This window comes from Mycolicibacterium sp. CBM1 (assembly GCF_054073305.1).
The window spans coordinates 220623-234585 of record NZ_JBSXPP010000004.1 but is presented as its reverse complement, the minus strand read 5'-3'; the positions used below and the strand labels follow the sequence as shown (position 1 = coordinate 234585).

Here is a 13963-nt window from a genome sequence, read left to right as displayed (position 1 = left end):
CACGGTGCTTCCGCGTCCTGAACAGCCGGTGAACTCCGCCGCGGGTCAGCCCAGGTGAGCGGTGAACCAGTCCTGGATGCGGGTCCAGGCGTCGGCGGCCGCCGCCGGGTTGTAGCGCGGGCCGGTGTCGTTGAAGAAGGCGTGATCAGCGTCGGGTTCGACGATCAGCTCGTTGACCAGACCGGCCCGGTCCAGCGCTGCTTTGGCCGCCGGTTCGGATGCGGTGACCCGCTGGTCGAGTGCGCCGTAGAAGCCGAGCACCGCGACGCCGGCGGAACCGGCGAAGTTCGGGCTGTCGGGCAGCGGGCCGTAAAACGGGACGGCGGCGGCCAACCTCGGCTCGCCGGCGGCCAAAAGCCGCCACACCAGTCCCCCGCCGAAGCAGAAGCCGACCACGGCCAGTTTCTGGCCCGGCGCGCGGCGCTGTACCTCGTCGAGGCCCGACCGCAGGTCGGCGACGAAGCGCTCGGGTGCGACGGCGCCCAGGGCGGCGGTGGCCGCCGCCGGGTCGCTGAACGTCGCGGTACCCCCCTGCTCGGAGAGCAGGTCGATGGCGAGCGCCGAGTACCCGACACCGGCGAGCCGGCCAGCCACCGAGCGCACCCAGTCGTTGAGCCCCTTGTTCTCGTGGATCACCAGCACCGCTCCGCGCGGGTTGGGGGCCGCTGACCAACTGCCCTGCAGCTGACCCTGCGGGCCGGCCCAGGTGACCGGCGCGGTGGGTAGCCCGCCCGCCATGCCGGGCGGCGGAGACTGGGGCACCGACGAGGTCCCCGACGGGGGCGTTGACGAGGTCCCCGGCGAGGCGGAGATGGTGGATGTGGCGGATTTGGTGTCGGCGCACGCGGCGATCAGCGCGCCTGCCGCAGCCGACCCCACGCCCAGTAGCGCCAGCCGGCGCAGCGCCTCCCGGCGGCTGAGCAGGCCGTCGACGTGATCGGTGGCGATCTCTTCGGCGATGTAGCGCTGTAGCGGGGTCACCTTCGCGAGTATGCGCCGGCCGGGTGTCGCACCGCTTCGACCTCGGTGATCACGTCGGACACCTGCTCGACCCGGTGGCCGGCAGCCCGCCGGATCGCTTCGATGAGCTGGTCGCCTTCACCGACGTCAACGACCTCGAGCCCGGCCACGAAGCGTGAGGCGGCGCCCGGCAGTAAACAGATGAGAAAAAGTGTCAACTAAATCGTTGACACCGGTCTGGCCGGACGGTTCTATGGACTTTCGTGACCTACGACACGATCATCCGCAACGGCCGGTGGTTCGACGGGACAGGTGCGCCGTCGGCGATCCGCAACATCGGCATCCGAGGTGGCCGTGTCGCGGCGGTGACACCGCATCCGCTGGACGAGACCGGCTGCACAGAGATCGTGGAGGCGGCCGGCAAGTGGGTGCTGCCGGGGATGGTCGACATCCACACCCACTACGACGTCGAGGTGCTCGGCGGGCCCGGGTTGACCGAGTCGGTGCGCCACGGTGTGACCACGGTGCTGCTCGGTTCATGCTCACTGTCGACGCTCTACGTCGACGGCAGCCAGGCCGGCGATCTGTTCGGCCGGGTGGAGGCCATACCGCGGGAGCATGTCATCCGTGCCGTCGACGAGGCCAAGACGTGGAGCAACGCCGAGCAGTACGTGCAGGCACTCGAATCACGGCCGTTGGGCCCCAACATCGGCGCGTTCATCGGCCATTCCGACATGCGCACCGCGACCATGGGTTTGGACCGGGCAACTCGGAAAGACCAGCGGCCCAGCGCAAGTGAACAATCTCAGATGGAGCGCATGCTCGTCGACGCCCTCGATGCGGGTTTCGTCGGCATGTCCTCGATGCAGTTGTTGTTCGACAAGATCGACGGCGAGACCTGCCGCTCACGGACGCTGCCGTCGACCTATGCCAAGCCGCGCGAGTTGCGCCGGCTCAAGTCGCTGGTCCGCAAACGCGGCCGGGTACTGCAGTCCGGGCCCGACATCCAGAACCCGCTGAACTTGGCCTCCCAAGTGGCACAATCACTTCCGGTACTGCGTAAGAAGCTCAAGACCAGCCTGCTGTCGGCTGCGGACGTCAAGTCCAATCCGTTGGCGATCCTGGTGTTGGGCCCGCTGGCCCGCCTGGTGAACGCGCTCGGCGCCGACTTCCGGTGGCAGCACCTGCCGGTCCCGTTCGAGGTCTACGCCGACGGGATCGACCTGGTGGTGTTCGAGGAGTTCGGCTCCGGAGCCGCCGCGCTGCACCTGCGCGACGAGGTCGAACGCAACGCGCTGCTGGCCGACGAGGAATACCGCCGCCGATTCCGCAAGGACTATGACACCAAGTTCGGTGTGCGGGTATGGCACCGAGACTTCTTCGACGCCGAAATCGTCGGCTGCCCCGATGAATCCGTGATCGGCAAGTCCTTCGGACAGGTCGGGGTGGACCGCGGCGGCCTGCACCCGGTCGACGCGTTCCTGGATCTGGTGCTCGAATACGGCACCAAGCTGCGGTGGCGCACCACCATTTCGAATCACCGCCCCGAGGTGCTCAAGAAACTGGCCCGCGATCCCGGCGTCCAGATGGGCTTCTCCGATGCCGGGGCCCACCTGCGCAACATGGCTTTCTACAACTACGGGTTGCGGCTGCTGCGCCATGTGCGCGACGCCGAGCGCGCCGGGCGGCCCTTCATGACCCTCGAGCAGGCGGTGCACCGGATGACTGGTGAGCTGGCCGACTGGTACCAGATCGACGCCGGCCATCTGCGTCTCGGTGACCGTGCCGACCTGGTCGTGGTGGAACCCGATCACCTCGACAGCCGGCTCGACGACTACGCCGAGGAGCCTGTCGCGCAGTACGCGGGCCTGCCTCGGATGGTCAATCGCAACGATGACGCCGTCGACCTGGTCCTGATCGGGGGCCGCGCCGTCGTCCGGCACGGCGTCCCCACCGCAGTGCTCGGAAGCCAGCGCACCGGAAGCTTCCTGCGAGTCGGCCAGACCACTTCCGCGCCGGGAACGACAACCGAATCGGAGTTGGCACATGCCCACCGTTGACGCACAGGCCGTCCCCGCCGAGATCGCCGAGGCCGTACTGGGCATGTGGAAGGCGCTGTCCGACCGGAACTGGGACAGGGTCAAGACGTTCCTGGCCGAGGACTGCATCTACGTCGACATGCCGGTCGGCCCCATCGCGGCGGCGCGTGGACCCGAGGACATCGTCAAGCGGCTCAAGGTCGGGCTGCAGACGCTGGCCGGCTACGAGAACCACGACGGCGTGCTAGTGAGCAATGGCGTGGACACGATGTACGAGCACTCCGAGACCTGGACGTGGCCCACCGGGGAAAGCACGGTGCTGCAGTTCGTTACCGTGCACAAGGTGCAGAACGGCAAGATCACGCTGTGGAAGGACTACTGGGACTTCGGCGGCTTGGTCAACCATGCTCCTGCGGATTGGCTGGAGCAGCTGGCCGGCGCTGACACATCCTGGATGTTCGACGCCACCGGGCTGATCTGAGCACTGGCCGCGCCGTTGTGGCGTGCCGAGGCCAGGTCCGGCTGCGGCGCAACCATTCTCGGCAACGTCACTCGGTGTGACGCCGCCCGGGGATAGCCTGAATGTGCCGAAGGGCTACCGCAATGTCGAGGGAGCACCCATGCGCCAGTTCATCGCCGCCCCGCTCGTCGCGTGCGGGCTGTTGACCGCTGCGCTCCCGTTCGCCGGGCCGTCGGCAGCCGATTCGTGCAACGCGGCCGCCTGCGTGCCGAACGTCGCCCGCAATGTCGTCGACGGCGCGCCGTGCACGCCCAGCCTGTCCTTCGTCTTCGGAATGGACTCCGGCAACCGGACTCTCATCTGCTCGGCCGCCGGCGTGTGGCAAGCCACCGGTCCCCTCGTCGGGGAGGGCAAGGTGGCGTTGCCGTGTGCGACACCGGGCACCACCGCCCAGGAGCGGCTCGCCGGCAACACTCTGGAACCGCAGGTGCCCGGCATCCCGCTGATATGCACCGGGCCGGCGGACATTGCCCGGTGGACGCATTTCGACCTGCCCCAGTAGCCCTACAGGCTCCAGGCCATCCGGAACTTGTCGGTCAGCTGCTCGGCATCGAGGTGGGCGTAGGTCTCGTGCTCGTAGCGGCGCACCGCAACCAGCACGTTGACCGCGGGATCGCCGAGGATCGACCGCAGCCGCACCGATTGATCCAGTGCCGCAATCTGATCCGCCTGAGACACCGACAGCGCCACGGTGCCCGCGGCGGCGCGCGCCTGCTCGGACAGCGTGCCGGGATCCACCGTGGTCTCGGCCGGTAGCGGGGCACCGCGCTCGATACCGTCGAGCGCCAGTCCCAGGACCGCAGCGGTGGCGAAGTACGGATTGGCCGACGGGTCGATCACCTTCACCTCCACGTTGGCGCCGTGGGGATTGCCCAGGCCGCCGCGCAGGAAGCGCACCGCCGCTTCCCGGTTCTCGGTGCCCCAGCAGGCATAGGCGCCGGCCCAGTTCCCCGGCTGCATCCGCAATCCCGACACGATGGAACCGCAGAGGATCAGCCCCGCTTCGGGCAGTCCGGCGACGACGCCGGCGACGGCGCTCTGCCCCTCCTCAGTCATGCCCTGCGCCCCGGTTCCGCCGGAGAACAGCGTCGTGTCACCGCGCAGCAGCGAAAAGTGCAGGTGCGCACCCGAACCCACGCTTCCAGCGAACGGCACCGGGGACAGGCTGACCCGCATCCCATGGCGGCGGGCCACTCGGCCGACGATGATCCTGGTGAGCACCAACTGGTCGGCGGCGGCAACCGGGGATTTCGGCGTCAGCGAGATCTCGAACTGGTTCAGGCCGTATTCGGGGTGGAACTGCTCGATCCCGACACCGGCAGCGGTGGCGGCCGCGGTGACCTCGCGCACGAAACTCTCGTGCTCGAGCACTCCGGCCAGCCCGTACTGCGCCCACAGATTGCCCGGTAGCCGGTTACCGTCGGGGTCGACGAGCAGGAACTCGATCTCGTGACCCACCAGCGCCCGCAACCCCGCTTCGGACAGCCGGGACTCGATGCGCCCCAACGTCCCCCGCGCGCACGCCGGGATCGGGGCGCCGCCCTGGTCGAAGAACGATCCGGGTGCCCAGGCCAGGCCGTCACCTAGCACACGCAGCGATTCCACGTCGATGCGGATCCGCTCGTCGCCGACGACGCTGATGCCCTCGCTGAACGCGATACCGGCGCGGTCGATGGCGAACCCGTGCCAGACCGGGCTCGCACCCAGGCCGGGATCGGCGAAGACACCGGTCCGCGCGACGGGCACGGTCTTGGCGTGGGTGAGGCCGGCGGGATTGACGACGGTGCCGACGACGGTATCGACGCCGTCGGCCCGGAGCTGGGTGATCCCTGCCCCGGCAAGCGGTGTGGTCATGGGAGCAATTCTGCCGAGCGTGCCCGCCGTGTGCCGGGTATCGGTGCCGTCAGGCGCGGCTTGGTAGCGTCAGCTTGCAGGACTGGCCGATGTCGAGCGTGCTGAGCATCCGGCCCATGCCGACCCACATGGCGCATGACAGTGTCAGGTCGGCGAGCAACTCGTCGGAGAAGTGCTCGTGGGCGCGGGCCCAGAAGTCCTCGTCGTACTTGAGGTTCACGTGGTCGGTGCCGAACCGGTGGGCGAACTCGGCGGCGATCCGCTCCTGCTCGCTGTAGCCCGGCCAGGTCTGCCACTCCAGCGCGTGCTCGTAGAGCTCCTCGTCGACGCCGGCGGCGGGACCGTCTGCGTCGCGGGTGTTCTGGCACAAGACGCATTCGTTGTCGTGGGCGATCACCGCGCGAGCCAGCTCGCGCACCCGCATCGAGAGGCGATTCTTGTCGCTGTAAACCGCACTACTGAAGCCCGCCATCGCCGTTCCGATGTCCGGGGACTTGACGATCCAGCCGGCGATGTCGTCTTCAGCGAAGTTCCCGATTCGGCTCATGGCGCGATGGTACGCCGCACCGTGCGAATCTGGAACACGTTCTAGTTTTTCGGCGCCCGCGAATTCGGGCTACCGCCGGATCAGCTCGGCGGGCGGGACACGCACTGCGCGGAGTAGAGCTCCACGCCCAGCTTGTCCATCAGCTCGAGCTGCGTTTCCAGGTAGTCGATGTGCTGCTCTTCGTCGGCGACGATGCCCTCGAACAGGACCGCCGTCGTCGAGTCTTGCTTCTCGCGGCACACGATGATGGCCGGCTTGAGGCGGGTGACCACTTCGTACTCGATCGCCAGGTCGCTCTCGAATTGCTCGCGCAGGGTCTGCCCGACACGCAGGGAACCCAGCCGCTGGTAGTTGGGCAGGCCGTCGAGCAGCAGGATGCGGTCGGTGATGGCCTCGGCGTGGCGCATCTCGTCGAACGATTCCTCGCGCGTGTGCTTCGCCAGTTCGGTGAAGCCCCAGTTGTCCTGCATCTTGGAGTGCAGAAAGTACTGGTTGATCGCCGTCAGCTCACTCGTGAGCTGCTCGTTGAGCAGTCGCAGAACTTCCGGATCACCTTGCATGACGTCTCCTACCCCAGGTCGGCGGGCAACGGGCTGATTGAAGCCGGCTAACAGCTGCAAGGACAACCCTAGTCCACCGTCGGGCCGACCTCACCGCAGATTGTTGCGCCGGAGTGTTGTAGGTAGGCCTAACTAAGGTTAGTCTCCACTAACAAGTGCACGACGTGCGACGCACTCCTGGGCTGAGAGGGAACCGCTGAATGTATGTGTGCCTGTGCGCCGGTGCCACCAGCCAGGCGGTCACCGACGCGGTCGCCGGCGGAGCCTGCACATCGCGGCAGGTTGCGGCTGCCTGCGGCGCGGGGCGCGATTGCGGCCGGTGCCGGCATACCGTGCGGGCCATCATCGAGGCACACTTCGCCGCCGTGGGCCAACAGCCGTGCCGGCAGTGCTCGGCCGGTGTGGCCTGCCGCCGGCATCGCCCACGCCCGCTCCGACCGGCGCTAGCCGGCTGAGCTAGGACCGGCCGCGGTGAAAGTCGGCCAGCGCCTCGGCGTTGGCCGCGGCGCCCATCAGCTCTTCGAAGAAGGCGTATTCCCGGGCAGCCGCCGCGGCAATCTCGGCACGGGTGGGTTCCACCATCGTCTGCTTGACCGCAATGAGGCTCGGAATAGGCCGTGAGGCAAGGACTTCGGCGTGCCTACGCGCCTCTGCCATCAGCTCCTCCGGTTCGCACACCCGCCAGACAAGGCCCATCCGCAACGCCTCGGTGGCGTCGACCCACTCCGAGGACATCAGCAGCCAGGCCGCGTTCTGCCTGCCGATCAGTTGCGGCAACAGATAGGACGACGCCGCCTCCGGCGCGACACCCAGGCTGGTGAACGGGCATTTGAGCCGCGCGCCGGTCGACATGAAAGCCAGATCGGCGTAGCCCAGGATGGTGGTGCCGATACCCAGGCCGACACCGTTGACCGCACAGATCAATGGCTTGGGGAACCGGGTCAGCGCCTCGATCATGCCGGGGAATCCGTGCGTGCCCGCCGCGAAGTCGGGGTCGGTGATGCGGGCCTGCATATCGCCGAGGTCCTGGCCTGCGCTGAACGCCCGGCCGGCGCCGGTGAGCAGGACGACGGCAACCTCCGGGTCCTCGGCCGCGGCCAGCAGCGCCTCGGTGGTGGCGTCATAGAGCGCCTCGTTGAAGGCGTTGAGCGCGTCGGGGCGGTTGAAGGTCAGCGTCCGGACCCGGTTCGCGTCGTCGATGATCAGCGTCACCGCTGGAGGGTATCCGGGTCGCCCCGTGCAACGGGGTCCCCGAGCCCGCCAGGTGGGACTATCCGTTGCTGTACACCCGGGTGGGCGTCACCAGGACCGCGGTACGGCCCTGCTCGGCCATCACTCGGTCGTACTCGGCCCAATTGTCGTGCGTGCCACCGCATGCGGCGAACACCTCACGCAGCAGCAGCCGCAGCCGGTCCGGCCCGTCGAGCCAGGCGGCGGCATCGTGCGGACCGGCCAGTTCGGCGGTGCCCTCGACGGTCGCCCATTGCCAGCCCGCCCGGAACGTCACCGCCACCGCCGGCCGGGCGCGCAGGTTGCCCAGCTTGACCCGCCCGTAGGTGACAAAGGCGAGCACCGGGTCGCCGGTGGCCGGATGCGCCATCAGCCCGGCATTGACCAGTGTGGCCTGGATGGTCTGGTCGGCGCGCAGTGTGGCGACCACCGCCAGCCCCTGGTCGGAGCCGGCCAACGCGACGGCGTCGGCCAGGCTGGTCATGCCGGCGCCTCCTGTAGCGCGCCAGTGAACGGACTGCGATAGACGTAGCGGCTGGTGGGCACCGCGTCGATGTCGACGTTTGCCCCGAATGCCGCTGTGCTGGCGACCATCTGCTCCATCCGGTCGCGCAGGTCCGCGTCGTCGGCGGCGCCGAAGAAGGCGTGCAGGCTGCCCACCGCCTCGATGGGAAAGTGCTCCTCGACGATCGCGCTGATCACCGGGGCGTCTTCGGTGAGCGCGCGTACCACGTAGTTCTGGACGTAGGCGAAGGTCGCCTGGGTGGCGATCGCCACCGGGGTGTGGTTGCCGTGCCAGCGGGCCAGCCAGGTGGGCTCGTCCATCTCGGCCGGGCGGCGCAGCAGGGCCATGTTGGCCAACCCGGGCGTCCGCTCACCGGGCAGGGATGCCGGCGGCGGCAGCGGCGCCGATTCGGTGACCAGATACGCGGCGATCTCCTCGGCATAGTGGCCCAGCAGGTCCAGCGCCATGATGACCTGATCGCCGTAGTACTGCTGCGTCCAGATGCTCACCAGCGCCTGCACCGGCGGATCCAGCGTCGTCAGCGTCATCAGCGAATCCCGCACATCACGGTCGCGGACGTTGACGGTCACACCGGGCAGGCCCAGATCCAGCAGTTGCCGGGCCGCCGGCCCGCGGAGCTGCTCGGCCCACGCGTCATCGGCGGTGCGGGCACGCAGTGTGACAATCACCTTCTCCATTGCTGGGAACCTACTCCCCGGCGCGGCCGCCGTGAACTGTGTCGAACCCGCTCGGCTGCCAGGACTCGGGCGTAGGCTGTGCCCGCTTCTAATCGAGAAGTGTTCCCTCGCGTCTAGGAGGACCGATGGCGAAGTCGGCCAAACCCGCTGCGAAAAAGGCCGGATCGGCCGCCAAGAGCACGCCAGCTGCGCCGGCGCCCGCCGGTTTGCCCGGCTCCGTTCAGCGCCGCGACATCCTGCCCATCCCGGATTCCGCGCACGTCGGCGTGACCACCTACGACGCCAAGGATCCTGACACCAGCTATCCGCCGATTACCGCCCTGCGCCCGCCGGCCGGAGCACCCAACGTTCTGATCGTGCTCATCGACGATGTCGGCTTCGCGGCGTCCTCGGCGTTCGGCGGTCCGTGCACTACGCCGGTTGCCGAACGCCTCGCCGGGAACGGCTTGAAGCTCAATCGGTTCCACACCACCGCGCTGTGCTCGCCGACTCGCCAGGCCCTGCTTACCGGGCGCAACCACCACTCGGTGGGCATGGGCGCCATCACCGAGATGGCCACCTCGGCGCCCGGCAACAGCAGCGTCCGGCCCAAGGACAAGGCGCCGCTCGCCGAGACCCTCAAGCTCAACGGCTACTCGACCGCACAATTCGGCAAGTGCCACGAGGTGCCGGTGTGGGAGGTCTCCCCCGTCGGGCCCTTCCACCAATGGCCCACCGGATCGGGATTCGAATACTTCTACGGGTTCGTCGGCGGTGAGGCCAATCAGTACTACCCGGGTCTGTACGAGGGCACCACGCCGGTGGAGCCGCCGCGCACACCCGAAGAGGGATACACCCTGACCGAGGACCTCGCCGACCACGCCATCACCTGGGTGCGCCAGCAGAAGGCGCTGATGCCGGACAAACCGTTCTTCATGTACTTCGCTCCCGGCGCCACCCACGCCCCGCACCACGTGCCGCAGCAGTGGTCGGACAAGTACCGTGGGAAGTTCGACCGGGGTTGGGATGTACTGCGGGAGAAGATCTTCGCTCGCCAGAAGAAGCTCGGCGTAATTCCCGAGACCGCCGAACTGACTGCGCGCCACGACGAAATTCCAGCCTGGGACGACATGCCCGCCGAACTCAAACCCGTTCTGGCCCGGCAGATGGAGATCTATGCCGGCTTCCTGGAGCAGACCGACCACGAGATCGGCCGGGTGGTCGACGCCATCGACGAGCTCGGCGTGCTGGGCGACACCCTGATCTACTACATCATCGGCGACAACGGTGCGTCCGCGGAAGGCACGCCGATCGGCTGCTTCAACGAGATGGCGGTGCTCAACGGAATGGCCGGCATCGAGACCTCCGAATTCCTGCTGTCCAAGCTCGACGACTTCGGCACCCCGGCGGCCTACAACCACTACGCAGTGGGCTGGGCGCACGCGCTGTGCACGCCGTACCAGTGGACCAAGCAAGTCGCCTCGCACTGGGGCGGCACCCGCAACGGCACCATCGTGCACTGGCCCAACGGACTGGCCGACACCGGATCGACCCGTAACCAGTTCCACCATGTTATCGACGTGGCCCCCACGATCCTGGAGGCTACCGGTATCCCGGCACCATTGAGCGTCAACGGAATCCAGCAGGCTCCGCTGGAAGGTGTGAGTATGTTGCCGACGCTGCGCGACGAGGCCGCGGCGGAATCACACCTCGTGCAGTATTTCGAGATCATGGGCAACCGTGGCATCTACCACAACGGGTGGACAGCATGCACCAAGCACCGCACCCCGTGGAGGGCCGACACACCGCCGCCGTTCGACGACGACGTCTGGGAACTCTACGGTCCCGACGACTGGAGCCAGGCACACAACCTGGTGGCCGAGATGCCGCAAAAGTTGACTGAGATGCAACGACTTTGGCTCATCGAGGCGGTGAAGCACAACGTGGTGCCGCTCGACGATCGGTCTTTCGAGCGGATCAACCCCGACATCGCGGGCCGTCCCCAGCTGATCCATGGCACCAGCCAGCTTCTCTATGACGGCATGCGGGTCAGCGAAGGCTGCGTACTGAACATCAAGAACAAGTCGCATTCGGTGACCGCCGACGTCGTCGTGCCCAAAGGCGGTGCATCCGGGGTCATCTGCACCCAGGGCGGGCAGGTCGGCGGCTGGGCGCTCTATGTGCACGAAGGACGACTGAAGTATTGCTACAACTTCTTCGGCATCCAGCATTTCTTCGCCACCGCGAGCAAGCGGCTGCCCGCCGGCAAGCATCAGGTACGGATGGAATTCGCCTATGACGGCGGCGGGCTGGCCAAGGGCGGCACGGTCACCCTCTACCACGACGGAAAACCCGTCGGCACCGGGCGCGTCGAAATCACCATCCCGATGGGATTTTCCGCCGACGAGGCCTGCGACGTCGGGCGTGACACGGGTTCACCGGCGTCCCCGGACTACGGGCCGACCGGCAATGCCTTCACCGGGCGGATCGACTGGGTGCAGATCGACATTGGGCAGGACAGCCACGACCACCTGATCACGGCGGCCGATCGACTCAAACTCGCCATGGGCAAGCAGTAGCCCTAGTCGCGCAGCCAGCGCGGCGTGATGAAGACGCCCTCGGCCTCCACGGTGATGCCCTCGGCATCCGAGATATGGCCGGCACAAAACGTTTTCACACCGTCGACCCGGGTGATCGCCGCTTCGGCATGCAACGGACCAAGCGGGGTCGCCCGTAGGTACCGCACGGTGATGCTGCCGGTGAACCGGGGTTTGGAGTCCGGGCTCGCGGCCTCACCGAGCACATGGTCGAGGATCAGGGCCGACACTCCGCCGTGGACGTGCCCTGGCGGTCCCTCGTAGGCGGCGCCGAGGTGGAAGTCGGCCCACCGCCGACCGTCGGGGTCTCGGTGGACGTCCAGCGGCGGGGCGAGCGGGTTGCGCACCCCGATGACGGCGTTGCCCCACCCCAGGCTCTCCCCGGAGGTGGTGCGCCGCACGCCGAACGCCCCGTCGATCTGACGGGCGCGCAGCCGGGCGACCGCCGCGTCGACATCGGCCTTGACCGCCGCGACCGTCTGGGCGTCGGCCTCGGTGCGGATGGTCGCGTCGATCAGTTCGCGAACCGATTCGGCCAGCGGCTCGTAGACGGCACGCAGCCGTGCGATGTCGTCGGCGGACAGGTCCTCGACGGTGAATTCCAGCACCACAGCACTACAACACGGGGCCGCGACGGTGTCGAACCATGGTCCCGGCGTGCGGCTAACACGATCGACACACAGACGCATTCTGATTGGAACCGAGGCGTCGACAATCACCATTTAGCGACGGACGAGATCGGCTCGGGCCGCGCCGCTGTCCCGACCGTCTCAGGAGGCCGTGCATGAGCACCGACGTCACCGATCCGCCCGCCGCCCCTCCGCCACCGAGTGAGGTCAAGCTCGCCTGGTGGACCCGGGGTGATCTCAACGCGTTCTTCGGGTTGGGCTTCAACATCCTGGTCAACGTCCTGACCCTGACCACCCTGATGATCGGCGTGGTCAAGCTGCCCGCCGACGACGTGCTGGGCACAGTGCTGCCCGCCCTCGGGGTAGCGCTGGTGCTAGGCAATCTCTACTACACATTCCTCGCGCGGCGGCTGGCACGCCGGGAGAACCGCGATGACGTCACCGCGCTGCCCTACGGACCCAGCGTCCCGCACATGTTCATCGTGGTCTTCGTGGTGATGCTGCCGGTGTACCTGGCCACCAAGGATCCGGTCCAGGCCTGGCAGTCCGGGTTGGCGTGGGCCTTCATGATCGGCGTCATCGTCATCATCGGCGGATTCGTCGGGCCCTACATCCGCAAGCTGACCCCGCGCGCGGCGATGCTGGGCACCCTGGCCGGCATCTCCATCACGTTCATCTCGATGCGCCCGGCCGCCCAGATGTGGGAGGCGGCCTGGATCGGCCTCCCGGTGCTCGCCATCATCCTGATCGGCTTCTTCACCGACGTGAAGCTGCCGGGCAACATCCCGGTCGGCCTGGTGGCGCTGCTCGTCGGCACCGCGATCGGCTGGATCGGCGGGTTCATGTCGGCACCCGACGTCAGCCAGGCCGTCTCCGATATCGCGGTCGGCATCCCGGATCTGCGCCTGGATCTGCTGTTCTCCGGCCTGGCGCACCTGGCTCCGCTGTTGGGCACCGCGATCCCCCTGGGCGTCTACAACTTCACCGAGGCGATGAGCAACGTCGAAAGCGCTGCCGCAGCAGGAGACAACTACAACTTGCGCAGTGTGCTGCTGGCCGACGGAGCCGGAGCGGTCATCGGTTCGGCATTCGGCTCGCCGTTCCCGCCGGCGGTGTACATCGGCCACCCCGGCTGGAAGGACGCCGGCGGGCGCGCCGGTTACTCACTGGCCAGCGGTGTGGTCATCGGATTGCTGTGCTTCCTGGGTCTTTTCGGCGTACTCGCCGCGCTACTGCCGGTCCCGGCGATCGTGCCGATCCTGCTCTACATCGGCCTGCTGATCGGGGCACAGGCCTTCCAGGCGGTGCCGCGGCTGCACGCGGTCGCGGTGGTCGCCGCGTTGCTGCCCAACCTGGCGCAGTGGGCCAGCGGCCTGATCGACAACGCACTCAACGCCGCCGGCACGTCGGCGACCGAGGTCGGCATGGACGCCCTCGGCGGCGCCGGGGTGGTCTACGACGGGCTGCAGACCCTCGGCGAGGGCGCGATCCTGGTCGGATTGCTGCTGGGCACCATGGTGACCTTCATCCTGGAGAAGAAGTTCCGCTACGCCGCGCTGGCGTCAGTGGTGGCCGCGGCGCTGTCGTTCATCGGACTGATCCACGCCCCGCAAATCGGCTGGGCGGCCAATCCGCAAGTCGCCCTTGGCTATCTGTTCTTCGCAGTGGTGTGCCTGGCGTACTCACTGCTGCCGGCGGCCAAGGAGCCGGTCACCGTCTACGAGTCCGACATCGTCGCCGGCCACTGACCCGCCCTCCCCCGCGAGCAGACACAAACTTATGGATTTCGGCCCGAATTTCTATAAGTTTGTGTCTGCTCGCGGCTGGGACATCGGTGCCGCCCTT

General features: G+C 67.8%; 13 protein-coding genes and 2 pseudogenes. 7 read left to right on the top strand and 8 right to left on the bottom strand.

What is annotated here, in order from left to right:
- Positions 1 to 45 precede the first annotated feature (45 nt).
- On the bottom strand, positions 46 to 981 hold the full coding sequence (locus ACXDF8_RS07355) for a dienelactone hydrolase family protein (protein WP_457222589.1): 936 nt from the start codon (positions 979 to 981) through the stop codon (positions 46 to 48).
- A gap of 14 nt (positions 982 to 995) precedes the next feature.
- Here ACXDF8_RS07355 and ACXDF8_RS07350 point away from each other — a divergent pair.
- The 4 genes and pseudogenes from ACXDF8_RS07350 to ACXDF8_RS07335 all read left to right on the top strand — a co-directional run.
- A pseudogene (locus tag ACXDF8_RS07350) lies at positions 996 to 1139 on the top strand (oxidoreductase); the annotation flags it as partial.
- A gap of 84 nt (positions 1140 to 1223) precedes the next feature.
- Positions 1224 to 3020 (top strand): N-acyl-D-amino-acid deacylase family protein, encoded by a 1797-nt coding sequence (locus tag ACXDF8_RS07345; RefSeq protein WP_457222588.1) that lies wholly within the window; start codon positions 1224 to 1226, stop codon positions 3018 to 3020.
- Entirely contained in the window at positions 3007 to 3480 is a 474-nt protein-coding gene (locus ACXDF8_RS07340; RefSeq protein WP_457222587.1) for a nuclear transport factor 2 family protein, read from the top strand. The genes ACXDF8_RS07345 and ACXDF8_RS07340 overlap by 14 nt, the downstream gene beginning before the upstream one ends.
- Before the next feature lie 139 nt (positions 3481 to 3619).
- On the top strand, positions 3620 to 4021 hold the full coding sequence (locus tag ACXDF8_RS07335) for a hypothetical protein (RefSeq protein ID WP_457222586.1): 402 nt from the start codon (positions 3620 to 3622) through the stop codon (positions 4019 to 4021).
- 2 nt (positions 4022 to 4023) lie between these two features.
- On the opposite strand, the gene ACXDF8_RS07330 is transcribed toward ACXDF8_RS07335, so the two are convergent.
- The 3 genes from ACXDF8_RS07330 to bfr all read right to left on the bottom strand — a co-directional run bounded on the left by ACXDF8_RS07330 (position 4024) and on the right by bfr (position 6480).
- Positions 4024 to 5373 carry a type I glutamate--ammonia ligase gene (locus ACXDF8_RS07330; RefSeq protein WP_457222585.1) on the bottom strand — a complete coding sequence of 450 codons (1350 nt, stop codon included), beginning with the start codon at positions 5371 to 5373 and terminating at the stop codon, positions 4024 to 4026.
- A 49-nt stretch (positions 5374 to 5422) separates the two neighbouring features.
- Positions 5423 to 5920, bottom strand: coding sequence for a carboxymuconolactone decarboxylase family protein (locus ACXDF8_RS07325; RefSeq protein WP_457222584.1), 498 nt, complete (start codon positions 5918 to 5920; stop codon positions 5423 to 5425).
- A gap of 80 nt (positions 5921 to 6000) precedes the next feature.
- Positions 6001 to 6480 (bottom strand): bacterioferritin, encoded by a 480-nt coding sequence (gene bfr, locus ACXDF8_RS07320; RefSeq protein WP_457222583.1) that lies wholly within the window; start codon positions 6478 to 6480, stop codon positions 6001 to 6003.
- A 200-nt stretch (positions 6481 to 6680) separates the two neighbouring features.
- Between bfr and ACXDF8_RS07315 the strand changes: the two are divergent.
- Positions 6681 to 6833: pseudogene (locus tag ACXDF8_RS07315) on the top strand ((2Fe-2S)-binding protein); the annotation flags it as partial.
- A gap of 103 nt (positions 6834 to 6936) precedes the next feature.
- Here the strand turns inward: ACXDF8_RS07315 and ACXDF8_RS07310 are convergent.
- The 3 genes from ACXDF8_RS07310 to ACXDF8_RS07300 are packed head-to-tail and all read right to left on the bottom strand — an operon-like array spanning position 6937 to position 8913.
- Positions 6937 to 7692, bottom strand: a complete 756-nt coding sequence (locus ACXDF8_RS07310) for an enoyl-CoA hydratase/isomerase family protein (protein WP_457222582.1) — start codon at positions 7690 to 7692, stop codon at positions 6937 to 6939.
- A gap of 58 nt (positions 7693 to 7750) precedes the next feature.
- Positions 7751 to 8194: a TIGR03618 family F420-dependent PPOX class oxidoreductase gene (locus tag ACXDF8_RS07305; RefSeq protein WP_457222581.1), complete on the bottom strand. Its 444-nt coding sequence runs from the start codon at positions 8192 to 8194 to the stop codon at positions 7751 to 7753.
- Positions 8191 to 8913, bottom strand: coding sequence for an EthD domain-containing protein (locus ACXDF8_RS07300; RefSeq protein WP_457222580.1), 723 nt, complete (start codon positions 8911 to 8913; stop codon positions 8191 to 8193). Before ACXDF8_RS07300 ends, ACXDF8_RS07305 begins: the two co-directional genes overlap by 4 nt.
- 125 nt (positions 8914 to 9038) lie before the next feature.
- On the opposite strand from ACXDF8_RS07300, the gene ACXDF8_RS07295 reads away from it, so the two are divergent.
- Positions 9039 to 11471 carry an arylsulfatase gene (locus tag ACXDF8_RS07295; protein ID WP_457222579.1) on the top strand — a complete coding sequence of 811 codons (2433 nt, stop codon included), beginning with the start codon at positions 9039 to 9041 and terminating at the stop codon, positions 11469 to 11471.
- 2 nt (positions 11472 to 11473) lie between these two features.
- On the opposite strand, the gene ACXDF8_RS07290 is transcribed toward ACXDF8_RS07295, so the two are convergent.
- Positions 11474 to 12097: a PaaI family thioesterase gene (locus ACXDF8_RS07290; RefSeq protein WP_457222578.1), complete on the bottom strand. Its 624-nt coding sequence runs from the start codon at positions 12095 to 12097 to the stop codon at positions 11474 to 11476.
- 176 nt (positions 12098 to 12273) lie between these two features.
- Here ACXDF8_RS07290 and ACXDF8_RS07285 point away from each other — a divergent pair, with 176 nt between their 5' ends.
- Positions 12274 to 13866 carry a SulP family inorganic anion transporter gene (locus ACXDF8_RS07285; protein WP_457222577.1) on the top strand — a complete coding sequence of 531 codons (1593 nt, stop codon included), beginning with the start codon at positions 12274 to 12276 and terminating at the stop codon, positions 13864 to 13866.
- The last annotated feature ends 97 nt before the right edge of the window (positions 13867 to 13963 follow it).

What these genes read in the sequence shown, in the direction of transcription:
- ACXDF8_RS07330 (WP_457222585.1), bottom strand. Translation starts at nt 5,373, where the DNA reads ATGACCACACCGCTTGCCGGGGCAGGGATCACCCAGCTCCGGGCCGAC.
- bfr (WP_457222583.1), bottom strand. Translation starts at nt 6,480, where the DNA reads ATGCAAGGTGATCCGGAAGTTCTGCGACTGCTCAACGAGCAGCTCACG.
- ACXDF8_RS07340 (WP_457222587.1), top strand. Translation starts at nt 3,007, where the DNA reads ATGCCCACCGTTGACGCACAGGCCGTCCCCGCCGAGATCGCCGAGGCC.
- ACXDF8_RS07325 (WP_457222584.1), bottom strand. Translation starts at nt 5,920, where the DNA reads ATGAGCCGAATCGGGAACTTCGCTGAAGACGACATCGCCGGCTGGATC.
- ACXDF8_RS07295 (WP_457222579.1), top strand. Translation starts at nt 9,039, where the DNA reads ATGGCGAAGTCGGCCAAACCCGCTGCGAAAAAGGCCGGATCGGCCGCC.
- ACXDF8_RS07335 (WP_457222586.1), top strand. Translation starts at nt 3,620, where the DNA reads ATGCGCCAGTTCATCGCCGCCCCGCTCGTCGCGTGCGGGCTGTTGACC.
- ACXDF8_RS07285 (WP_457222577.1), top strand. Translation starts at nt 12,274, where the DNA reads ATGAGCACCGACGTCACCGATCCGCCCGCCGCCCCTCCGCCACCGAGT.
- ACXDF8_RS07300 (WP_457222580.1), bottom strand. Translation starts at nt 8,913, where the DNA reads ATGGAGAAGGTGATTGTCACACTGCGTGCCCGCACCGCCGATGACGCG.
- ACXDF8_RS07305 (WP_457222581.1), bottom strand. Translation starts at nt 8,194, where the DNA reads ATGACCAGCCTGGCCGACGCCGTCGCGTTGGCCGGCTCCGACCAGGGG.